16 protein-coding genes and 1 tRNA gene are annotated in these 22,387 nt (G+C 75.2%); 7 read left to right on the top strand and 10 right to left on the bottom strand.

Annotated features, from left to right (window positions below; translation table 11 throughout):
* Window positions 1-846 precede the first annotated feature (846 nt).
* Window positions 847-1,053, bottom strand: coding sequence for a hypothetical protein (locus KBZ10_RS02730; protein WP_210985841.1), 207 nt, complete (start codon window positions 1,051-1,053; stop codon window positions 847-849).
* A 359-nt stretch (window positions 1,054-1,412) separates the two neighbouring features.
* Window positions 1,413-1,485, bottom strand: a tRNA-Arg gene (locus tag KBZ10_RS02725).
* A 366-nt stretch (window positions 1,486-1,851) separates the two neighbouring features.
* Between KBZ10_RS02725 and KBZ10_RS02720 the strand changes: the two genes are divergently transcribed.
* Complete coding sequence (locus KBZ10_RS02720) at window positions 1,852-3,501, top strand: dynamin family protein (RefSeq protein WP_210986064.1); 1,650 nt, start codon at window positions 1,852-1,854, stop codon at window positions 3,499-3,501.
* Between the two features lie 635 nt (window positions 3,502-4,136).
* Window positions 4,137-6,269, top strand: a complete 2,133-nt coding sequence (locus tag KBZ10_RS02715; RefSeq protein WP_307847152.1) for a GTPase — start codon at window positions 4,137-4,139, stop codon at window positions 6,267-6,269.
* A gap of 156 nt (window positions 6,270-6,425) precedes the next feature.
* Here the strand turns inward: KBZ10_RS02715 and sigJ are convergent, their stop codons facing one another.
* Window positions 6,426-7,364 carry an RNA polymerase sigma factor SigJ gene (gene sigJ, locus KBZ10_RS02710; RefSeq protein ID WP_210985839.1) on the bottom strand — a complete coding sequence of 313 codons (939 nt, stop codon included), beginning with the start codon at window positions 7,362-7,364 and terminating at the stop codon, window positions 6,426-6,428.
* Window positions 7,365-7,374: 10 nt separating this feature from the next.
* Entirely contained in the window at window positions 7,375-8,589 is a 1,215-nt protein-coding gene (locus KBZ10_RS02705; RefSeq protein ID WP_210985838.1) for an NAD(P)/FAD-dependent oxidoreductase, read from the bottom strand.
* Window positions 8,590-8,864: 275 nt separating this feature from the next.
* Here KBZ10_RS02705 and KBZ10_RS02700 point away from each other — a divergent pair, with 275 nt between their 5' ends.
* The 5 genes from KBZ10_RS02700 to KBZ10_RS02680 all read left to right on the top strand — a co-directional run bounded on the left by KBZ10_RS02700 (window position 8,865) and on the right by KBZ10_RS02680 (window position 14,338).
* Window positions 8,865-9,395 carry a single-stranded DNA-binding protein gene (locus KBZ10_RS02700; protein ID WP_210985837.1) on the top strand — a complete coding sequence of 177 codons (531 nt, stop codon included), beginning with the start codon at window positions 8,865-8,867 and terminating at the stop codon, window positions 9,393-9,395.
* Between the two features lie 285 nt (window positions 9,396-9,680).
* A complete protein-coding gene (locus KBZ10_RS02695; protein ID WP_210985836.1) occupies window positions 9,681-11,096 on the top strand; it encodes a thioester domain-containing protein in 1,416 nt (471 codons plus the stop codon).
* A gap of 307 nt (window positions 11,097-11,403) precedes the next feature.
* Window positions 11,404-13,068, top strand: coding sequence for an energy-dependent translational throttle protein EttA (gene ettA / locus KBZ10_RS02690; RefSeq protein WP_210985835.1), 1,665 nt, complete (start codon window positions 11,404-11,406; stop codon window positions 13,066-13,068).
* A 2-nt stretch (window positions 13,069-13,070) separates the two neighbouring features.
* Entirely contained in the window at window positions 13,071-13,541 is a 471-nt protein-coding gene (locus KBZ10_RS02685; protein ID WP_210985834.1) for a thioesterase family protein, read from the top strand.
* Window positions 13,538-14,338, top strand: a complete 801-nt coding sequence (locus KBZ10_RS02680) for a hypothetical protein (protein ID WP_210985833.1) — start codon at window positions 13,538-13,540, stop codon at window positions 14,336-14,338. Before KBZ10_RS02685 ends, KBZ10_RS02680 begins: the two co-directional genes overlap by 4 nt.
* A gap of 264 nt (window positions 14,339-14,602) precedes the next feature.
* Here KBZ10_RS02680 and KBZ10_RS02675 read toward each other — a convergent pair whose 3' ends face one another.
* From KBZ10_RS02675 to KBZ10_RS02650, 6 genes are all read right to left on the bottom strand, one after another.
* Window positions 14,603-15,013 carry a globin gene (locus KBZ10_RS02675; protein WP_210985832.1) on the bottom strand — a complete coding sequence of 137 codons (411 nt, stop codon included), beginning with the start codon at window positions 15,011-15,013 and terminating at the stop codon, window positions 14,603-14,605.
* A 97-nt stretch (window positions 15,014-15,110) separates the two neighbouring features.
* Window positions 15,111-16,157, bottom strand: a complete 1,047-nt coding sequence (locus KBZ10_RS02670) for an FHA domain-containing protein (protein ID WP_374223294.1) — start codon at window positions 16,155-16,157, stop codon at window positions 15,111-15,113.
* A gap of 802 nt (window positions 16,158-16,959) precedes the next feature.
* The gene (locus KBZ10_RS02665) at window positions 16,960-18,174 is read right to left on the bottom strand and encodes a PP2C family serine/threonine-protein phosphatase (protein WP_374223293.1); all 1,215 of its coding nucleotides are present in this window, start codon (window positions 18,172-18,174) and stop codon (window positions 16,960-16,962) included.
* Between the two features lie 320 nt (window positions 18,175-18,494).
* The gene (locus KBZ10_RS02660; protein ID WP_210985829.1) at window positions 18,495-19,805 is read right to left on the bottom strand and encodes a hypothetical protein; all 1,311 of its coding nucleotides are present in this window, start codon (window positions 19,803-19,805) and stop codon (window positions 18,495-18,497) included.
* Window positions 19,806-20,004: 199 nt separating this feature from the next.
* Window positions 20,005-21,030, bottom strand: coding sequence for an N-acetylglucosamine kinase (locus KBZ10_RS02655; RefSeq protein WP_210985828.1), 1,026 nt, complete (start codon window positions 21,028-21,030; stop codon window positions 20,005-20,007).
* Window positions 21,021-22,334: a 6-phospho-beta-glucosidase gene (locus KBZ10_RS02650; RefSeq protein ID WP_210985827.1), complete on the bottom strand. Its 1,314-nt coding sequence runs from the start codon at window positions 22,332-22,334 to the stop codon at window positions 21,021-21,023. Before KBZ10_RS02650 ends, KBZ10_RS02655 begins: the two co-directional genes overlap by 10 nt.
* Window positions 22,335-22,387 lie beyond the last annotated feature (53 nt).

The raw sequence follows: 22,387 nt of genomic DNA, 5'->3' as shown, positions 1-22,387 counted from the left end.
GCGCGGGGCTGCCCGGCCGGTGCCACGGCGGTGCGTCGGCTGTTCCCGGTGATGCCGTGCTCCCGCGTGATCCGTTCCATCCGCCTGGTTGACCCCCCGGCCCTGGCGGCGCGGTTCAGCGGTGACGCGCGGGACGCCGTAGTCGCGCCGGGAGGCGGCGTGGATCACCGTGATCTCGTGGGCCGGGGTCTCATCCGCCCGTCGCCGCGCTGCCCGGGCCTCGGCCCGGGCGGCCCACGCGTAGTACGTGGACCGGGCCGTCTCCAGCGCCTTGCACAGCAGCCGTGACCGGGTAGTCCGCCTGCTCCGTGTGGACGAACCGGCATACCGTGCTCACCGGTCGTCGCTCTCCTTCGCGAAGAAGGCGGCCGCATGCTCACGATCTCGATCGTCTTCGCCTGCTCGGCGGCGCCGGCCTTCTTCACCCAGCCCCGCAGGGACTCCGAGTTGATCCCGAGTTCCCGGACCAGCACCGTGTCGCCTCGCCCAGGGCTGACGGAGAGGATTGCGGACCGCGGTGGAAAGGCGCGGAGCCAGGTGGCGGCCGTCCCCTCGCCGGGCCACCACAGCCCGATCGCCGAGACTTCGTTCTCGTTCTCCTCGCACAGTGCCCGGATCACGATCTTGTCGCAGGCGACGAGCGACGAGCGACGAGGCCGAGCGGCGTACCACCTCGGGGTCGCCGAGGGCGCTCGGGGCGGATACGGCATCGTCGAGCGTTCATCCCGAGAAACGCGGGTGCCTCCACGCGGAGGATCGAGCGCCGGGTCCACGTGCACCACGCTGTCGCTCCGTCAGGACGTCGTAGTCGATCGTCCAGCCGCGTTGGGTGAGCAACGCGTGGAACTACCCGTTGTGCCGGAGACCGCCGATCACATCGGCGATGTGGGCGTCGTACTTGGTGCCGCAGAGCGTCCTGATCTCGTCGACGTTCATCTGCTTGGCCTGGTTCCGGCGACCGCTGTCGATGAGCGCACGCTGCCGTGCGCGCCACAGGTCGCTCGCTGTGCCGGAGCCGGTGCTTGTCCGCCTGCGATGGTCCGCTGCGCCCATGCGAAGGGCGGGGCGAGGTTTCCCCGTGATGCCGGCCACTCGGCTCGCTGACGCGGGCGATACGGCTCAGCACGCCGATGCCGGCCGCATCGAAGCCCCCCGAACCAAGATCATTCGGCTGAAGGCCAAGCAGAGCCGCTCGGTGGAGGAGTTCGCTGACACACCATCAGTGGTGCCGCCGTCGATGATGGGCCCTCATGCCGTGTGCAACCGCTTGCGGCTTCCCCGGCTGCGGGGGCGCGGGGACCGGCCGATCGTGCGGCTACGGGCTACGGGCTACGGGCTACGGGCTGCCGGGAGCCCGGTGGCGGGCAGGGAGTCGCCGGGCCGCGTGCGTCCCGTGCTTCCCATGTTCTGGGCGCCCCCGGCAGGACTCGAACCTGCGGCCAAGTGCTTAGAAGGCACCTGCTCTATCCACTGAGCTACGGGGGCCGGATGGCGGCCTCGGCGGCCTGGAGCCCCGGCGCCAGCGGGTCCGACCGCGCTGCGGGCGGTGGTGCCGGTGCCCGGAGAACGGCGTACCTTGGCCTTGCCTTGCCGGGACAAGGATAGGGCTCCGTGCACCTCGTCCCGCTTGCTTCACCTCCGTGACACCTTGTGGAGGTTCAGTGAAGCGAACCCGATAATCGCAGGCAGGTGCGAATCCCGCATCGCTTTTCACGTCTCAACCGTCGGGTGTTGTGCACTCGTTATGCCTGGCCCCCGGGGGTCACAGCCGTATCACGATCTCCCGGCACGCAGGTCCGTCATACGCTTCAAAAACCTACTAAAAACGGGCATTCTTCGCATGTGGCGACTTTGGATGCACAGCCCCGGCTGCTCGACGCACTGTCCGCACTGCGCGACCGTGTCGCCGCACTGCGCTTCCCGCTGGCCCTCCCGGGCGCCGTGCGCGCCCGTCAGAACCGGGCGGAGCTGCTGGCGCAGCTGGACGACTACCTCTTCCCCCGGCTCAGAGCCCCCGAGGCGCCCCTCCTCGCCGTCGTCGGCGGCTCGACGGGCGCCGGCAAGTCCACCCTCGTCAACTCGCTCGTGGGACGGCCCGTCAGCCCCGCCGGCGTGCTCCGGCCCACCACCCGCACCCCCGTGCTCGTCTGCCATCCCGAGGACCACCACTGGTTCGCGGGCCGGCGGGTGCTCCCCGACCTGGTGCGAGTCCGCGCGGCCGGCCGGGAGGCCGGGCGCGGTGAGTTTCTGCCGTACGCGCACGACCTGTTCGCGGAGGAACTGGAGGAGGCCGACGACGGGACGGACGGCGCGGAGACCGCTCTCCGCGTCGAGACGGCGAGCAGCCTCCCGCCCGGACTGGCCCTGCTCGACGCCCCCGACATCGACTCCCTCGTCGTCCGCAACCGCGAACTCGCCTCCCAGCTGATCTCCGCGGCGGACGTCTGGGTGCTCGTCACCACCGCCACCCGCTACGCCGATGCGGTGCCCTGGCATCTGCTGCGCTCGGCCAAGGAGTACGACGCCACACTCGTCACCGTGCTCGACCGGGTGCCGCACCAGGTCGCCGCGGAGGTCGCGCGGCAGTACGGGGCGCTGCTCGACAGGGCCGGTCTCGGGGACGTCCCCCGCTTCACCGTCCCCGAGCTTCCCGAGTCGGCCGGTGACGGCGGCGGACTGCTGCCCGCCACCGCCGTGGCCGGCCTCCGCGACTGGCTCGCGCAGCGCGCGCAGGACCCCGCGGCCCGGACCGTCGCCGCCACCCGGACGGTGAACGGCGTACTCGCCTCCCTGGACGTCCGGGTGCCCGCCCTGGCAGCGGCGGCGGCCGCGCAGCACTCCGCCGCCGTCAGACTGTCCCAGTGCGTCGAACAGGCTTATGACGAGGCCGCGGCGCGGGCGCGCGGTGAACTGGCCGCCGGCGCGGTCCTCGCGGGCGATGCCCTCGCCCGCTGGCGCGGCTACCCCTGGCACAGCGGACCGGGTGAACTCCTGGAGGCGTGCTCCGACAGCCTCGCCGCGCACCTGTGCTGCGCCGTCATCCACGCCGACGAACGCATGCGCGGGGACTGGCGGCGGGACCGGGCCGCCGGAGCGGGCCCGCTCCCCGAGATGTCCGCCCGCGCGGCCGGCTCCGCCGACCGGGTCGGCGTGGCCGTACGGCGCTGGTCCCGTTGTGTCGAGGAACTGGCCGAGGAGGAGGCCGCCCTGGCGCACCGTCCGGGCACCGCCGATCCCGACCACGTGGCCGCGCTGCTGGCCGTCGCCCTTCTCGCCGGCGGCCGGGCCCGCACGGCGGCCGACCAGCTCGCCCGGATGCTGGGCGAGGAGGCCGCCGCACGCCTTCGCGACCGGGGGGAACGGCTCCTCACCGAATGCGGGGAGCGCACCCTCCACGGCGAGCGCGACCGGCGGCTCGCGCCGCTCGACGACCTCCGTCTGGCGCCCGATCACCAGGCCCGGCTGATCGCCGCGTTGTCCGTACTGCAGAAGGAGAGGTGACCGGCATGGCCCTGACCTCCGACCGCCCCGAGGATGCCGACCGCCCGCGGCCCGGCACGGACCCCGCCGGATCGCGGCCCGCGGAGCCGGCGCCGCCACCACTGCTGCCGACCGCGCGGGCGGAGGAGGCCCGGGGGCCCGGCACGGCCGGCACGGCCGGCGCGGAGTCCGTCCCGGTGCGCGCCGCCACGGGGCCGGACACGGACGCGGACGCGGGTCCGGGCGCGGAGGCGGATCCGGGCACGGGCGCGGGCGCGGACGCGGGTCCGGACGCGGGCGCGGACGCGGACCCGGAGAACCGGGGCGCGGGTCCGGACGCGCCTCCGGAGCGGTCCGCGTCCGCGCCGGGGAGTCCCCGCCGGAGGACGGGGCCCGGCCCGGACACCGGCTCGCACCCCTGGGCCGGTGCCGGGCCCGGCCCCGCCGGGACGCGCACGGGACACGGGGCCGTAAGGGGGCCCGACGGAGCCGCGCCCGCACCGGAAGACCGCGGGGCCGGTGCTCCACCCGAGGCACCGGCACGGACCTCCCACGCGCCGCGGAGCGAGGAGGAGCGGCCGGAGGCGGAGCCCCGGCCCTGCCCGGAGCGGACCGCAGAGCCGCCCGCACCCGAAGACCTGGCCTGGAACGACGGGTTGATCGCCCGGCGCGCACCCTGGGCAGGCGTCCCCCGGTCCGCCCGTCCGTACGACATCGAGCGGGCCCGTCCGGGCAGCCGCGCGGACGACGCCGGCGCCGGGGCACGCGGGGCCGGGACCGGGGCCGGGGGCGAGGAGGGCGGCGAACGCGGCGAACGTGGCACCGCCTCCCCGGCACGCCACGTTCCGGCCGACCCGGCCCCGGAACCGCCGCGTCCGCCCGCCGGATTCAGCCGCGGCCTGCGGACGCGGTTGGAGGCGCTGCGCGAGCTCGTCGGACTCTCCGCCGCCCGGCTCGACGCGCGCCTCCTCACGGAGGCCGGACAGGTGCTCGACGAGGCCGTGGCCCGGCACCGGCTCTCCCTCGGCCACACCGTCGTCGCGCTCGCCGGGGCGTGCGGCAGCGGCAAGTCGACGCTGTTCAACGCCCTGGCCGGTGCCCCGGTCTCCGAGACGGGCATCCGCCGTCCCACGACCACCGCGCCGCTGGCCTGCACCTGGTCGGACGGGGCCGACGGTCTCCTGGACCGGCTCGGCGTGCCCTCCGCCCTGCGCCGCCGGGCCCCGGGCGACCCGTGCCGGCAGTGGCCGGGCCTCGCGCCGGAACCGGAACCGGCACCGGAACCGGCATCCGCGCCGGGTGCCGGGCACCACCCCGCGCCGGACCTGGACGGGCTGGTCCTGCTCGATCTGCCGGACCACGACTCCGCCGTCCCCGGCCACCGCCGGCTGGTGGACCGGCTGCTCGGCCTGGTCGACGCCGTGGTGTGGGTCGTGGACCCGGAGAAGTACGCGGACGCGGTGCTGCACGAGCGCTATCTCCGTCCGCTCGCGGGCTACGACGAGGTGACCTTCGTGGTCCTCAACCAGATCGACCGGCTTCCCGGCGACGCCGCCCACCGCGTACTGCACGACGTGCGGCGGCTGCTGGACGAGGACGGACTGGCCGTCGGCGAGCACGGCGAGCCGGGAGCGATGGTGCTGGCGCTGTCGGCACTGACCGGAGAGGGCGTCGGCGAGCTGCGGGAACAGCTCGCGCGCTTCGTGGCGACCCGCAAGGCCGCCGAGCGCAGACTGGCCGCCGATGTGGACGGTGCCGCCGACCGGCTCGCTCCGGTCTGCCTGGCCGAGGGCTGGACCGGTCTCTCGGCGCGGGGCCGCGAGGAGTTCGAGGACCGGCTGGCCGCGTCGGTCGGTGCCGTGGCGGCCGGGCAGGCGGCCGAACGGGCCTGGCTGAGCCAGTCGGAACAGGCGTGCGGCACTCCGTGGACCAGGCTGCGCCACCACCTCGCGGCGAGGCGGTCGCCCGGGTCCGTGGTGGCCGGGACGGGGAGCGTGACCGGGACGCGGGCCGTGACCGGCTCGGCGGCCGGCCCCGAGCCGGGGGAGGGCGCCCCGGCCCGGCGGCCCCGGCGGGACGGCCCGGCCGCCGTCCCGGAGGCCGCCCCGGAACCCGGCACCGCACCCGCCCCGGGCACGGGTCCGGCCGCCGAGCCGGTCACGGACGCGGGCATGGGCCTGTCCAGGGGCCCGAACCCGGGCCCGGGTTCGGGCCCCCCGGGCCCGGAACCGGACAGCGGCGGAGGGTCCGGGCCGCGGGCCGCCCGCGCCGTGGTGGAGCAGGCCGTGCGGGCCGTGGCGGCCGACGCGACCGCCGGCCTTCCGGAGCCCTGGGCCCGCGCGGTGCTGGACTCCGCCGTGGGCGGTACCGGAGAGCTGACGGAAGCCCTGGACCGGGCGGCCGTCCGGCCGGTGCCCGGCGGCAGACCGGGCCGGCCCCGTTGGTGGGCGGTGGTCTCGGCCACCCAGTGGCTGCTGCTCGGCCTTCACGTCACCGCCGCCGTCTGGCTGATGACGCGGCTGGCGGCCGGACCGGCCGGTGACTGGCCGCGACCCGCGCTGCTGCTGGTCACCGCCTCGGTGTGCGGCCCGCTGCTCGCCCGTCTCTGCCGGATCGCGTCCCGGGGCCCGGCCCGGCGCCGCGGTGAGGAGACGGAACGGTCGCTGCGCGACGCGTCCGCCGCCTGCGGCCGGTCCCTGGTCCTCGAACCGATGGCCGCGGAACTGCTGCGCTACCGCGAGGCGCGGGCCCAGCACGCCGTCACCGCCGGAGGCCCCCGGCCGGGTTGAGGGGCGTCCCCGGCACCCGCCGGGCACCGGGGACGCCCCGGTGGGGCCGCGGCCCCCCGGCCCCCCGGCCCCACCGGCTCCCCGGCCGGAGAAGCGCTCCACCGCCGTCCGTCACGCGGACCCCGGCGCGGCGGAGCGGGGCGGCGGCGACGCGGGTCACCACCGGCCGATGGGCGGCGCGCCGGGTGTGTGCCGCCGCCACGCCGCGGTGAGGCGGGCGAGCCGTTCCGGGGCGGCGACGCCGTGCAGCGCCGCGACCTTGCCATCGCTGATCTCGAACGCCGCGGCGCCCACGATGCGGTCCTCCAGCACGGCGAGCACGGCGGGCCGGCCGTTGACCCGCCCGATGTGGAACGTGGGTGAGCCGCCCACCAGGCGCCGCTTCGCGGGAGTGGGCTTGACGGCGTTCCGCATCAGGGTGGCGACGCGCTCGGGCGTCTCGTAGCGCCGCAGTGTTCTGAAGAGGCCCGCGCCGTCGGAGACCGCGGTCGCGTCGTCGGTGAGGAGGGCCACCAGACGTTCGGTACGCCCCGAGGACGCGGCGGCGAGGAACTCCTCGAGGACCCTGCGCGCGGACTCCGGGTCGACCTCACCGCCGCCGCGGCGCGCGGCCGCGACCCGGCGCCGGGCCCGGTGGGCGTGCTGCTGGCTCGCGGACTCCGAGACGTCGAGGATCGCGGCGATCTCGGAGTGGGGGTAGGAGAACGCCTCGCGCAGGACGTAGACGGCCCGTTCGACCGGGGAGAGCCGCTCCATCAGGGTCAGGACGGCGAGCGACACCGATTCGCGCTGCTCGAAGGTCTCGGCCGGGCCGAGCATCGGATCGCCGTCGAGAAGGGGCTCGGGCATCCAGGCGCCGGCCGCGCGTTCGCGGCGCACCGGTGCCGAGCGGAGCCGGTCCAGGCAGAGGTTGGTGACGACTTTGGTCAGCCATGCCTCCGGCACCTCGATCCGCTCCCGGTCGGCGGCGTGCCAGCGCAGGTACGCGTCCTGCACGATGTCCTCGGCGTCGGCTGCCGAGCCGAGCAGACGGTACGCGAGCGAGGCCAGCCGGGCCCGGCCGGCCTCGAAGCGGTCAGCGGCGGTGCTCTCCACGCGGTCGACCTTATGCGGCGGCATTCTCGGGCGCCGTGGCAACGGCCGGGGTGACGGCAGGAGTTGTGGTGGCGGTCAGGCGGCGCTTGCGCTTCGGCATGCCGAAGGTCGGATGCGTCACGCCCCACAGGCTGCCCCTGATGATGCCCGCCTTCACCCGCGCGGCTTTCCGGCCGCCCACGAACCAGGACTTCGCCCGTGTGCCGCCATCGACCATCTGGAGGATCGCGTCGTACCGCCCCAGACCGATGTGGTTGCCGATGTAGGTCTTCTTGACGCGCGGAACCGGGCGTCCGGTCAGCCGTCCCACGATCGCGTCCGTCGCCTGCAGGGCGGTGTGTCCCGCCGAGGCGCAGGACATCGGCAGCGGCCGGCCGTTCGCGCCGATCGCGTACGCGCTGTCACCGGCGGCGTAGACGTCCGGGTGCGAGACCGAGCGCATGGTGTCGTCGACGACGATCCGGCCCTCACCGGTGACCTCGAAACCGGCGGCGGCGGCGCAGGGGTCCACGGCGAAGCCGGCCGCCCACACGGTCGCGTCGGCGGGGAAGGACGTGCCGTCCGCGCCGACCGCGTGCGTCGCCCCGACCGCCTCGATGACGGTGTGTTCGTGGACGGTGATGCCGAGCCGGTCGAAGGCCTCGCGGAGGTGGAGCCGGGCTCCCGGGGAGAGCCGGGCTCCCAGCTCGCCCCGGGCCGCGAGCGTCACGGAAAGACCGGGACGCGCCTCGGCGAGCTCGGTGGCCGTCTCGATGCCGGTCAGGCCCTCACCGACGACCAGTACGCTGCCGGATCCGTCCAGGTCGTCCAGGCGCGCGCGCAGCCGCAGCGCCGACGGCCGCCCGGCGACGTCGAAGGCGTGCTCGGCCACACCGGGGACGCCGTGGTCGGCGACCCGGCTGCCGAGCGTGTACAGCAGCGTGTCGTACCCGAGTTCGCCGGTGCCGTCCTCTCCGGTCACGGCGACGGTCCCGCGCTCCGGGTCGATCGCGGTGACGCGCGCCACGCGCAGGCGTACCCCGGTGCCCGCGAACACGTCGGTGAGCTGCCGGGCCGGGCGTTCCCGGCCCGCCGCGAGCTGGTGCATGCGCATCCGCTCGACGAAGACCGGCTCGGCGTTGACGACGGTGAGCTCGGTGTCGGCGGGGGAGAGCCGGCGGGCCAGGCTGCCGGCGGCGAAGGCCCCGGCGTAACCGGCACCGAGGACGAGGATGCGGTGCTTCATGGTGTGGCTCCTGTCTGAATCGCTTGCTCCTTGAGCGGGACGGCGCGGCGATTCCTGACAGGAGCCGGTGTGAGGTGGGTCACGGGACTTGGGGCCGGTGTTCTCGCGGCTGTCGGCCCTCCTTCCGGGTGAGCCGGTTCTCCACAACCGGTGAGTAGTCCACAGGCCCCAGCGGACTACGGCGGATCCGGCCACGATGGCAGCCGTACGGACAGGGCGGGATGCGGACCGCGCCGCGAGAGCGGGACCGCGGGGACCAGGGGGAGGCGGACGCGATGAACGAGACCGTGCTGACGGTGACGGGCAACGCCGCGACGCGGGTGGACTGCCGGGAGACGGCCGACGGGCTGATGGTCGCCCGGTTCCGGCTGGCCGCGACGGCCCGGCGCTGGGACCGGCAGCGTGAGGTGTGGACGGACGGCCCCACCAGCTTCTACACCGTATGGACGCGCCGGGCGCTGGCGGCGAACGTCGCGGCGTCGGTGAGCGTCGGCGAACCGCTCATCGTGCGGGGCCGGCTGAGGGTGCGGGAGACGGAACACGAGGGCAGGCCGCGGGTGTCGGCGGACATCGACGCGACGGCGGTGGGCCACGACCTCGCGCGGGGCACCTCGGCGTTCCACCGGGTGACGCGCCCGGCGGCGGAGGTGACGGCCCGTCGGCCCGCCGCGGCTCCGGGGCCGCCGGGCGCGTCGCCGCCCGAACCCCGGGAAACGCCGCCGGGAGCGCGGCCGGGAACGGACCCGGCGGCCGGGGGCCCGCCGTCGGCGGAAGCCTCGCCGCGGCTCGCGGGCACCGGGTTCTGAGCGTCCGGATTGGATGACTATCCGGAGGCTTCCGGTGGACTGTTCCGGTCGTGAGGGTGTGATCCCAATCCCCCGTGATTGCCCCTCCGGCCGCGTGCGGATTTATCGATAATCCCAGGTCAGAAACGCTCTCTCGTATAACGATTCCGCTTCGGAACGCTTATCGGCTGAACTGGCCGGTCATTCGGTCACACTTCCTTCCTAAGATCCCGTGCGTAGCCACGGGGGCTTACAGGTTTGACCGCGAGGCGCTCCCAAGGCTGCCTCGCTCGGAGGGGAAATTTCATGATCTCTGTACGCAGGCGGGGCTCTGCCCGCCTTGCCGCCGCGGTTCTGGCCTCCGGCCTCGTCGCGGCGGGTGCGATAGCCACCGCCGCGCCGGCCGTCGCGGACGACGCCGTTCCGTTCGAGGGCGGTGTGACCGCCACCCTCAACGGTCTTGAGGTGTTCGATGACGCGATCATCACCCACAAGGGCGGCGAGAAGCAGGAGGTCGGCGCCGGCCTCTTCGGCATGACCGTCAACGGGGGCGGCAGCCTGCAGACCTACTGCATCGACATCGCCAACCCCACGCAGAAGAAGGCCCAGTACGAGGAGAAGTCCTGGGACCAGACCTCGCTGCACGACAACGCCGACGCGGGCAAGATCCGCTGGATCCTGCAGAACTCCTACCCGCAGGTGAACGACCTGGCCGCGCTGGCCAAGAGCGCCGGTGCGGGCAGCCTGACGGAGAAGACCGCCGCGGCCGGCACCCAGGTCGCCATCTGGCGCTTCTCGGACCAGGCGAATGTCGAGGCCAAGAACCCCGAGGCCGAGAAGCTCGCGGACTACCTGGAGAAGGCGGCGCAGAACCTGGCGGAGCCGAAGGCGTCGCTCGTCCTGGACCCGCCGGCCGTCTCCGGCAAGCCCGGTGACCGGCTCGGCCCGATCAAGGTGCAGACGAACGCCGAATCGGCCACCGTCGAGCCGGGTGCCGCCGCGGCCGACGTCAAGGTCGTCGACAAGAACGGCCAGCCGGTCACCAGCATCGCCAACGGCGGTGAGCTGTTCTTCGACGTGCCGACCGACACCCCGGCCGGCTCCACCTCGCTGAACGTCAAGGCCACCACCAAGGTGGAGGTCGGCCGGGCCTTCGCCAGCCCGACCAAGAGCCAGACGCAGATCCTGGCCGGCTCCAGCGAGAGCACCGTGACCGCCACGGCCACGGCGGAGTGGGCCAAGACCGGTCCCGTCCCGGCCGTCTCGGCCAAGGAGAACTGCGCCAAGAACGGCGTGGACGTGACGGCCGCCAACGAGGGTGACGAGCCGTTCACCTTCGAGCTCGGCGGACAGAAGCACACCATCGAGGCGGGCAAGTCCGAGACCGTCACCCTTCCGGTGAAGGAGGACCAGGCCTACAAGTTCACCATCACCGGCCCGAACGGCTTCGAGAAGACCTTCGAGGGCGTCCTCGACTGCGAGACCACCGGCACCGGCGAGGGCCCCGTGCCGTCCTCGGAGCCGAGCCCGGCCACGGCCGGCGGTTCCGGTGACGAGGCCGGCGACGACTCCGGCACCCCGGCCGGTGAGGGCGACCTCGCCGAGACCGGCAGCAGCAGCGCCACCCCGGTGATCGCCGGTGTCGCGTTCGCCCTGGTGCTGGCCGGTGGCGCCACCGTCTTCTTCCTCCGCCGGAAGAAGGCCGCCGTCGCGGGTGAGTGACCCCCGCCGCCCCGGCCGCGGACCGGGCCGGTGCGGCGCGCACCCTCCGCGGTGACCTGTGAAGCACCCGAGCGAAGGGCCGGAATCCACGGATTCCGGCCCTTCGCCATGCCCCGGCCGCGCCGGTTCGCGGCTCTCACGGCCCGCGGCCGCCGCGCCCGTCCCCGTCCCGCCGCCTCCGGACGGCAGGGCGTACCGCGCCGGCGCCCCGAGCGTCCCGCGACGCGGACAACGGGTTTCCGGTCGGGAGCGGCGGTACGGCAAGATGGGTGTACCCACCCACCCATCGATTGCCGGACGGTTTCTCTTGGCTGAGTTCATCTACACCATGCGCAAGACGCGCAAAGCGCACGGCGACAAGGTGATCCTCGACGACGTCACGCTGAGCTTCCTGCCCGGCGCGAAGATCGGCGTCGTCGGCCCGAACGGCGCCGGCAAGTCGACGGTTCTCAAGATCATGGCGGGGCTGGAGCAGCCGTCCAACGGCGACGCCTTCCTCACCCCCGGCTACAGCGTGGGCATGCTCCTCCAGGAGCCCCCGCTGGACGAGACCAAGACCGTGCTGGAGAACGTCCAGGACGGCGTGCGCGAGACCATCGACCAGCTCCAGCGGTTCAACGAGATCGCCGAGCAGATGGCCACCGACTACTCCGACGCGCTGCTGGAGGAGATGGGCAAGCTCCAGGAGAAGCTGGACCACGCGAACGCCTGGGAGCTGGACAGCCAGCTGGAGCAGGCCATGGACGCCCTCGGCTGCCCGCCCGGCGACTGGCCGGTGACCAACCTCTCCGGCGGTGAGCGCCGCCGCGTCGCCCTCTGCAAGCTGCTGCTGGAGGCCCCCGACCTGCTGCTGCTCGACGAGCCCACCAACCACCTGGACGCCGAGTCCGTGCAGTGGCTGGAGCAGCACCTCGCCAAGTACAAGGGCACCGTCGTGGCCGTCACCCACGACCGGTACTTCCTCGACAACGTCGCCGAGTGGATCCTGGAGCTCGACCGCGGCCGCGCGATCGCCTACGAGGGCAACTACTCCACCTACCTCGACAAGAAGGCCGCCCGCCTCAAGGTCGAGGGCCAGAAGGACGCCAAGCGCGCCAAGCGGCTCAAGGAGGAGCTGGACTGGGTCCGCTCCAACGCCAAGGGCCGGCAGGCCAAGTCCAAGGCGCGCCTCACCCGTTACGAGGAGATGGCCGCCGAGGCCGAGAAGACCCGGAAGCTGGACTTCGAGGAGATCCAGATCCCGCCGGGCCCGCGCCTGGGCAACGTCGTCGTCGAGGTCGAGAAGCTCAACAAGGCCTTCGGCGACAAGGTCCTCATCGAGGACCTCTCCTTCACCCTGCCGCGGAACGGCATCGTCGGCGTGATCGGCCCCAACGGCGCCGGCAAGACGACCCTGTTCAAGATGATCCAGGGCATCGAGACCCCGGACTCGGGCTCGATCAAGGTCGGTGAGACGGTCAGGATCTCCTACGTCGACCAGGGCCGCGCCAACATCGACCCGAAGAAGACGCTGTGGGCCGTCGTCTCCGACGAACTGGACTACATCAACGTCGGCCAGGTCGAGATGCCCTCCCGGGCGTATGTGTCCGCCTTCGGTTTCAAGGGCCCGGACCAGCAGAAGCCGGCCGGGGTCCTCTCCGGCGGTGAGCGCAACCGCCTCAACCTGGCGCTCACCCTCAAGCAGGGCGGCAACCTGCTGCTCCTCGACGAGCCGACCAACGACCTGGACGTGGAGACCCTCTCCTCGCTGGAGAACGCGCTGCTGGAGTTCCCCGGCTGCGCCGTGGTCGTCTCCCACGACCGCTGGTTCCTCGACCGCGTGGCGACCCACATCCTCGCCTACGAGGGCGACTCCAAGTGGTTCTGGTTCGAGGGCAACTTCGAGTCGTACGAGAAGAACAAGATCGAGCGGCTCGGCCCGGAGGCGGCCCGTCCGCACCGCGCCACGCACAAGAAGCTCACCCGGGGCTGAGCGTGCGACACGTCTACTCCTGCCCCCTGCGCTGGTCGGACATGGATGCCTTCGGCCATGTGAACAACGTGGTCTTCCTCCGCTATCTGGAGGAGGCGCGCATCGACTTCATGTTCCGGCTGGCGCCGGGGGAGGGCAGCACGTCCTTCACCGGCGGCTCGGTGGTCGCCCGGCACGAGATCGACTACCTGCGTCCGCTGGTCCACCGCCATGAGCCGGTCACCGTCGAGACCTGGGTGACGAAGATCGGGGCTGCGTCGCTGACCGTCGCCTACGAGGTCAAGGACCGGGAGCAGGTGTACGTCCGGGCCTCGACCATCGTCGTCCCGTACAACCTCGCCGAGGGCCGGCCGCGCCGCATCACCGCCGAGGAACGCGCCTTCCTGGAGGCGTACACGGACGACGCCGCCGGCGGTGCCGACACCGGGAACCCGGAGGCCGGCGGTCCCGCCGGGGAGGCCGTCGCGGCATGACCGCACTGCGTCTCGCGGACACCGGGGAGGCGGCGGACCTCGCCGCCTTCCTGGTCCGGCTGATCCACTACGACCGCGCGGCTGCGGTGCGCCTGCAGACCGGGGGCGGCCTGCTCGCCGTCTTCGGCCGCCCGGCGCCCTTCGAGGTGCTCGCCATCCGCACCGCACGGCTCGCGGACGCGGCCGGCCGTCCGGGAGGGCTCGATCTGACCGTGTCCGCCGGTCAGTTGGCCGACGCGCTGGACGCCGCGTCCCCGTCCGGCCCGGCGTCCGGTGACCCGGACGGCGGGGCGTCCGTCCGCGTGCCCGGCAGCGTCACCGGCCCGCCCTGGGCCGGGGTGCTGCCACCGCGCACCGGCTGGCGGCAGCTGCCCGGACTGCCCGGACCGGAGGAGATCCGTGCGGCGCTCGCCGCCGCCGTGGCCGAGTTCCGCACCCGCGACGCGGCGCTTCCCGAGCCGCGCCGCACCCGCGCCGAGCGCGACCGCATCGGGCGCGAGATCTGGTCCCGCACGCTGGACGGCACGGGGCTTCCGCTGCGCGCCGCGCACGCCGCGCAGTCCCTCGGCTTCCTCCGCCCGGCCCCGGAGCGGGCCGGACCGGTCCGGCCCGCCCGCGGGGGTACGGCCGTGAGGGCGAGCGCGACGGCCTCGGCGACCGCTGTCGCCCCGCGCACCGTCCCGGAGGAGCCCCTGGCGCTCCTCGCCGCGGGCACCTGGCTCCGCCTCCGCACCCCCTACGGCTCGATCGCCGTGCGCGGCAGCACCCCGCCGGGACTGCCGCTCACACCGGTCTGACCGGATCCGGCCGGACCGCGCCGATACCGGCCGCCCGGCCTCCCCCGGTGCGCTCGGCGACGCGCACGCCGCCTCGGAACGGCTCGGCCTGTTCCCCGGCGCCCGGGCTTCCCGTATCGGTTGCGGGCCGCTCCCCGTCCGTCCGAGCGGCACGCGGCGGCTCTGCCGAGGGCTCCCGGCAGCCCGGAAAGCCCTCGGACCCGTGGTCCGGGCCGTGCCGGCTCAGCGGCCCGGCGGCTCAGCGGCCCGGCTCGGCGCCCGCCGTCATGCGTCGTCGTCGGTGTTGATCAACGTGGCGGCGGCGTAGGTCAGATAGCGCCAGAACTGCTCCTCGTGCTCCGGGGAGAGCTCCAGTTCCTCCAGCGCCGTGCGCATGTGGCGCAGCCAGGCGTCGTGGGCCGCCCGGTTCACGGTGAAGGGGGCGTGCCGCATCCGCAGCCGGGGGTGGCCGCGGTTCTCGCTGTAGGTGGTGGGGCCGCCCCAGTACTGCATGAGGAAGAGGGCGAGCCGGTCCTCGGCCGGACCGAGGTCCTCCTCCGGGTACATCGGCCGCAGCAGGGGATCTTCGGCGACCCCTTCGTAGAAGCGGTGCACCAGCCGCCGGAAGGTCGGCTCCCCGCCGATCTGCTCGTAGAAGGTCTGCTCCTGAAGCGTGCCGCGCGGAATCCTTTTCACCCTTCCATGCTCTCAGACGCGCCGGACGACGTCCGGGGGACGCGGGGCCCGCCCGCCGGGCCCCGGCCGGGTCACGGCCGGGGCGGGCGGGACGCCGTCAGCCGCGGCGGACCGTGATGGTGGTCCAGGCACCGACGTGGACCCGGTCGCCCTCGCGCAGCGGAACGGGCACATACGGCTGGATCGGTTCCTCGCCGCCGTTGATGGTGGTGCCGTTGGTCGAGTCCTGGTCCACGACCGCCCAGTCGCCCTCGGGCTGCCGCACCAGCATCGCGTGCTGGTGGGAGACGCCCGGGTCCTCCGGGGACTGGGAGAGGTCGATGTCCGGCGCCTCGCCGGTGCTGTGCCGCCGCCGCCCGATGGTGATCTGCGGGCGGTCCAGTGCGAGCCGCTGCTCGGGGGAGTACGCGGGCAGGTTCAGCTGGGCGGCTTCGGGGCCGCTGCGGGCCAGCATCGCCGTGAAGTACTCGCGGTCGGGGGCGATGACGGCGACCCACTCCTGCTCGGCGGCGGACGGCCGGGGCGGCTGCGGTTCGGCGGCCCGCTGTGCCTCGGGCCCGGGCGGCGGAGCGCCGTAGCCGGGACCGCTCCCGTGGCCGGTGCCTTCGCCGAAGGCCGGGCTGTCGCCGAAGGCCGGGGCGGGCGGCTGTGGTGGCTGGTGCTGCCGCTGCGCCGCCGGGCCGGGCGGCGGCAGGGTCCAGTCGCTCTCCGGGAAGCCCTGCCCGGGCGGTGCCGGGGGTGGCGGGAACCCGCCGGACGGGCCGGCTTCTTGGGGCGGTGCCGGCGGTGCCGGCGGTGCCTGGTGCGGGGCGCCCTGGTGCTGGTGCTGGTGCTGGTGCTGGTGCTGATGCGGGTGCGGGCCGGGGCCGGGGGCCGGGGGCTCGCCGGGGCGGCCCGGCTGCTGGGGCGGCGGGCCCTGGTAGCCGGAGTCCTGCGGGGGCCGGCCGGGCTGCTGCTGTTGTGCCGGTGGCGGCTGCTGGAAGGCCGGGGGCAGCAGACTGTGGCCCGGCTGCTGGGGAGGCGGCGGGAAGCCGCCCTGCGACGGTGCGTCGAAGGCGTGGCCGCACTCGGTGCAGAAGGCCGCCGGTGCCTCGCGCGGCTTGCGGCAGCGCGGGCACTGCTCCTGCGGAGCGCCGGGCGGCATGCCGTACGCCCCGGGGCCCGGGGGCGGCGGGCCGGTCTGCGCCTGCTGGGGAGCGGGATAGCCGTAGCCGCCGGGCGGGCCCTGCGGCCCCGGGGCGCCGTGCCCTCCGTGCGGGCCGGCCGGCGCGGCACCCGGCGCGGGAGGTGGCGGGGGCGGGGGCGGGGGTGCGTGCGAAGCGGAGGCCGCGGGCGCGCCGGCGCCCGGCATGAGAAGTCCGCAGACCTCGCACCAGTTGTCGGACCCCGACTGGTGACCGTTCGGACAGGTCGGCATGTCGGTGCTTCCCCCTTTCCCCCGGGCCCCTTCAGAGCCCGTCGGGTGTGTCACTGCCTGGCGCGCGCCGTCCCGGAGGAGCGCGCATCTGAGCGTCGTCTCGTCGGTTTCCGCGGTGCTTGTCCTCTGTCGCACAGTACCGTTCGCCGCGGACGGAGCGCCCACCACCACGGGACGGTGTGACGCTCCTCCTGTTCGAGGAGGCGCACCGTGCCTGAACGGTTCGCTCCGTTCACGGCGGTGGCGGCCGGCGCCCCGCTGCCGCTGCCGACGTTCGTGACCTGCGGGCCTGTGCGACGGCGGCCCGCGCTTCCGGCACCGGGCGGCTGCGGCCACCGCCGTCCGCCCGGCCGGGGCGAGCGGACGGCGGGGCCGCGGACCGTCCCGGCCGGGAGGCCGGCAGCTCTACACAGACGCACTAATCAACCCGTCAACGGTTTCACCGCGTTGTCGCCCCGTATTGCCGTCGGATCACCGACGGCGGGGGCGATCGACGGCCGTGCGATCGCCGGCAGCGCGGCGGGCGGGGTCAGGCCGTCGCGTCGGCCGGGGGGCCGGAGAACGGGAGGACGGCCACGGTCACGTTGTCGTGGCCGCCGCCGTCGAGCGCGTACCCCACCAGTGCCCGCGCTCCGTGCAGGGGACGGGAACGCGCGTCGGCCGGCACCGCCAGGGCCATCTCCCCGGCGCTCTCGGCGTAGTTCCACAGGCCGTCCGTGCACACCACCACGACACCGGGCCGGTCCGGGGTGAACGTGGCGATGTGCGGCGCCAGTTCGTAGGCGTCGGCGCCCAGCCAGCCGGTGATCGCGTGCGCGCGGGGGTCGGCGTAGGCCTCGCGCTCCGACAGCAGTCCGCCCGCGACCATCTGCGCCGCCCAGGAGTCGTCCTCGGTCAGCCGGGCGGGAGTGGTGCGGTCGTCGGGCACCCAGTACGCCCTGCTGTCGCCGATCCAGCCGACGGTGAGCGTGTCACCGCTGCGGAGAGCGGAGACGATCGTGCAGGCCGGGGCGTTCTGATGGGGGCGCGGCTCCCCGTAGCGGTAGCCGGTGCCGTCCACCCCGGAGAGGGTGGTGACGGCCGTCCCGGCGGCGACCAGCGCGTCGTGCATCGCCTGCCGGACCGGAGTGCCGGAGGGCAGCGCGGCGGACAGGGATTCCCGGGCCGCCCCGGCCGCGGCGGCCGAGGCCTCGTCCGGGCGGGTGGCCGACGAGACGCCGTCGCAGACCACGGCCGCCACCGCCGGAGTGCCGCCCGGCAGGGCGGTCCCGCAGAGCGCGAACGCGTCCTCGTTGCGGTGGTGGCGCAGGCCGCGGTCGGTGACCGCGGCGACGGTCCCGGCCAGTTCGCTCTCCGTGTGGTCGCGTTCCCGGGGCTGCGCGTGACCGCAGTGCTCGCAGCGGCCGTCCGGGGCGACCGTGCCCTTGCGGCAGGCGACGCAGAGCGCGCCGGGGGATCCGGCGGTCGTGCCCGCGTCCGCCGCCTCCCCGGCCGTGCCGTCGGCCGTACCGGTACCGGCCGCGGCGCCACCGGCCGTGCCGGTGCCCGGCGGCCCCGGGGCGGGAGTCTCCCCGCGGCGCGCCCCGGGGGTGTCCGCGGGGCGGTCCGGCCGCTCCGTTCCGTACGCGCCGCGCGGACCGGAGGCGCCGTTCCCGTGGTCGTGGGCGACGGGGGCTCTGGGGTCGCGCGGGTCGGCCGCCGGGGCCGAACGCGGCGCCGCGATCGGGTAGTCGTCCGGTTCCATGGAGCTCCGTACCGAGTGGGCGGGCAGGGGGTCGTCTCCCGGCACCGGCGCGCCGGGGAGGCCGGCCGGGCCGGCCGCGGCGCCCGCCGCTCCGGCCGGCAGCGGTCCGGCCGGGGGGCGGTCCGGTGTCGGTGGCCCGGGACGGGCTTCGGGGGCGGGCGCGGGACGGGGCGACGGCCGCGCTCCGGCGCGGCCGCCCGGACCCGCCGCGGAACCGGGACCCGCCGGCGAGCCGGTGGCCGCGGCCGTACCGCGGTCCGGGGGTCCCCCGCCGCCGGGGTGTCCGTGGCCGGCCGCGCGGCCGGGATGCCGGGGGTCTCTCATTCCTCCGGCCTCCGCCGGCGCGGCACCAGGGCCTCCGCCGCCGCCTCCTGGTAGCGCAGCACCGCGCGTTCGGCCGCCCGCAGGTCGCACGGGGCGCTCCACAGCATGCGGCGGGCGGTGTCGTACCGCTCGGCCAGCAGCGGGTCACCGGCCAGACCGTGCCGGGTGAGCCGTGCCTTGCAGGCGTCGAGGCGTCCGCGCAACTCGGCCCGTACGGCCAGCGGGGCGGTCACCGCCGTCAGCGACTCCCGCGCCCGCAACAGCTCGTCCTCGGCCCGCTGTTCGAGGCGGTCCAGCAGGGGCGACAGGCGGTGCCACTGGCCGTGCCGGCGATACGCGGCGGCGGTGGACAGTTGTTCGTGCAGGGCGGTCGGCGGGCCGCTCACGGCGGGCACCTCCGACGCGGCGATCTTGGCGAGCACCTCGCCGCGTGCCTCCCGGGCTTCGGTGAGGGTGCGGTCGGCGCGGGAGAGGACGTCGCGGAGCCGGTGCAGCCGCTGCTCGGCGTCCTGCCGCACGTCGAGCACTGCCTCGATCTCGCGCCGGACGTCTTCCAGGGCGCGGGCCTCGCGGTCGTAGCGGGTGGTGTCGGGACGGCCTCCACCGGGAGCCGAACTGCCGCGCGCGGGCGTCCAGTAGGCGAGCGGGTCGGAGACCACCTCGGCCCGGAGCGCGGTCAGCTCGTCGGTGATCCGCTCCAGGCGGTCGCCCGCGGGGTGCTCGCCGGGGCGGACGCCGACGGAGTGCGCCAGGGAGCGCGTGCGCCGGAGTTCGGCGGCGAGCATGTCGATCCGTGCGGGCAGCGCCGACCAGACGGCCTCGGCGGCCACCACCACCTCCAGGGCCTGCGCGTAGCCGCTGTTCATCCGGTCGATGGCGGTGCGGAGGGCCAAGCGTTCACCGGGCTCGGGCGCGTCACCGGCGAGAGCCGGGTCCCCGGAGGGCGGCAGGACGACGTCCTCGTCCCGCAGCAGGGCGGTCAGCTTGGCCAGTTCGCCGTCGGTCGGCCAGCGCCGGCGGGAGCGCAGCTCCCGGGCCCGGTTCAGCGTGGCGGTGCAGGCGTCGAAACAGGTCCAGAGGAAGCCGACGACCTCCTCGGTGGCCGCCCAGCGGCTCTTGGTGACACCGGTCAGTTCGGCGCCCTCCAGCAGGCGGCGGCCCGCGTGGTCCTGGAGGGCGAGCAGGGAGGTCTCGATCGCCTCGTGCTCCGCGCAGAGCCGCGCCAGGGCACGGTCCACCTCCTCCACGTCCATGACCGGACCCTGAGGTTGCCCCGTGGCGCCGGGGCCGGATCCCGGGACCCCCATCGATCACCTCTCCTGTGTGCGTGGCGGCCGCCGCGGCGTCGCCGTCCCCGATCACCTTCCGCGGCGCGCTGTCATACTCCCCGGTCTCGCCCGCCTTACGCGCTCCGCCGTGCCGATCCTGCCAGGTGCGCGCCGATTCGCGGTGGTGCGCGCCGTGTTGCGGCCTGTCACCGGGCATCACCGGGGCGGCGGGAGGGGTTCACCCGCGGGCGGCGTAGTGCCCGCGCAGGCGGGCGCGGGCGCCGGCCGGTGCTCCCGTGCGGTCCAGGCCGAGGAGGGCGGCGCCGAGCACCGGCGGAGCGGTGACCACGCGGGGGACGGCCTTCGGCGCCTGCTCGGCCAGCAGCCGGGTGACCGCGTCGAGCAGGAGAGGGGGGCGGGCGGCGAGCACACCGCCGCCGAGCAGGACCGGGGTCTCCTCGCCGAGCAGGCCGAGCCGGTCCAGCGCCACGCGGGCCAGGGTGACGATCTCCTCGGCCTGCCGGTGGACGACGGACCGTGCGACGGGGTCGCCGGCTCCGGCCACCGCGAAGAGCACGGGCGCCAGGCCGTGCAGGCGCCGGGTGCCGAGGCGGCCGAGGTGCACGGCCTCGATCAGCTCCGCCATGGTGGCCAGCCCGAAGTGCGCGGGGACGGCGCGGGCCAGTGCCGTCGGCTCGCCCCGGCCGTCCTCGGCACGGGCGGCGAACCAGACCGCCTCGCCGGCGAGCCACCGGCCGCCGCCGAGGTCTCCGGAGAGCGGGCCGAGGGCCGGGAACCGGGCCGTCCGCCCGTCCGGTGTCATCCCGGCGCAGTTGATGCCCGCCCCGCACACCACCGCGACCCCCCGGGGCTCGTCCGCCCCGGCGCGCAGGACGGCGAAGGTGTCGTTGGCGACCTCGGTGGCGCGGCCCCAGCCGCGTTCCGCCACGGCCTCCCGCAGCCGCCGCTCCTCGGCGGGAAGATCGGCGTTGGCCAGGCAGGCCGACACCCGCTCGGCGACCGGTGCGGCGCCGAACGGCAGTCCCGCCGCTTCCGCCGCTGCCGCGGCCGCGCGGGCGAGGACGTCCACGGCCGCGTCGATCCCGGTGGCGGGCGGGCGGAAGCCCCCGGCCCGGCCGGTGCCGAGGACGCGGCCGTCGGGGGCGACCAGGGCCGCGTCGGTCTTGCTGTTGCCGGCGTCGAAGGCCAGCACGGCCGCCGGGAGCGGCCGGGTTCCGGCGGCGGGGCCGGGGGTCACGCCCATGCCAGGTGCTGCCGGTTGTGCGCGAGCAGGGAGTCGGTCAGGCGCTCGGCGTGGTCGGTCTGCCCGATGAGGGGATGGCAGAGCAGCGCTTCGAACACCCGGTCGCGGCCGCCCTTGAGGGCCGCCTCCAGGGCGAGGTGCTCGTAGGCGGTCACTTGCGCGACCAGGCCCGCGTACAGCGGTTCCAGGGGGCGTACCGGCAGTGGGCGGGCGCCGCCCGGGCCGACCGCCGCCGGGACCTCGATGACGGCGTCGCCGGGCAGGAACGGCAGGGTGCCGTCGTTGCGGACGTTCACCACCTGCACGTCCTCCTCGCCGTCCGGACTCCGGCCGCCCGGGTCCCCGTCCTCCCGGGTCCCGCCGCTCCTCCCGGGCCGGCGCAGCAGTGCGGCGGTGAGTGCCACCGCCGCCTCCGAGTAGTAGGCGCCGCCCCGCCGGGAGAGCAGCTCCGGCTTGTGGTCCAGCGCCGGATCGGCGTACATCTCCAGCAGCCGCCGCTCGATCCCGGCCACCTCGGCGGCGCGCGAGGGGCCCTCCTGCTGTTCCCGTACGACCTCGTCGTGCCGGTAGTAGTAGCGCAGGTAGTACGAGGGGACGACGCCGAGCCGTTCGAGGAGGGTGCGCGGCAGGCGCAGGGCGTCCGCCAGGGCGCCGCCGTGCTCGGCGATCAGCCTCGGCAGGACGTCGGTGCCCCCCAGCCGCACTCCGCGCTCCCACGTCAGATGGTTCAGGCCGACGTGCTCCAGGGAGACGTCCGCCGGGTCCGCGTCCAGCAGCGCCGCGAACCGCCGCTGGAAGCCGATGGCCACGTTGCACAGGCCGACGGCCCGGTGGCCGGCGGCCAGCAGCGCGCGGGTGACGATGCCGACCGGGTTCGTGAAGTCGACGATCCAGGCGCGCGGGCTGCGCCGCCGCACCCGCTCGGCGATGTCCAGGACGACGGGGACGGTGCGCAGCGCCTTGGCGAGGCCGCCGGCCCCGGTGGTCTCCTGGCCGACGCAGCCGCACTCCAGCGGCCAGGTCTCGTCCTCCCGGCGCGCGGCCTGCCCGCCGACGCGCAACTGGAGCAGGACGGCGTCCGCGCCCTCCACCCCGGCGTCCGGATCGCCGGTGAGGACGATCCGGCCGGGGTGGCCCTGCCGGGCGAGGATGCGCCGGGCCAGGCCGCCGACGAGCTCCAGCCGGTCCGCCGCCGGATCGATCAGGACCAGTTCGTCCACCGGCAGGACATCGCGCAGCCGCGCGAACCCGTCGATGAGCTCCGGGGTGTAGGTGGATCCTCCGCCGACGACCGCGAGTCGCATGGCCATCCCTTCCCCGGCCGCACCGGAGGACCGGCCGCCGGACCGTGGTGCGC

The sequence above is a fragment of the Streptomyces sp. F63 genome, from assembly GCF_018070345.1.
Lineage (GTDB): Bacteria > Actinomycetota > Actinomycetes > Streptomycetales > Streptomycetaceae > Streptomyces.
The sequence above is the reverse complement of the archived record's forward strand: the minus strand, read 5'-3'. Positions and strand labels throughout refer to the sequence as shown.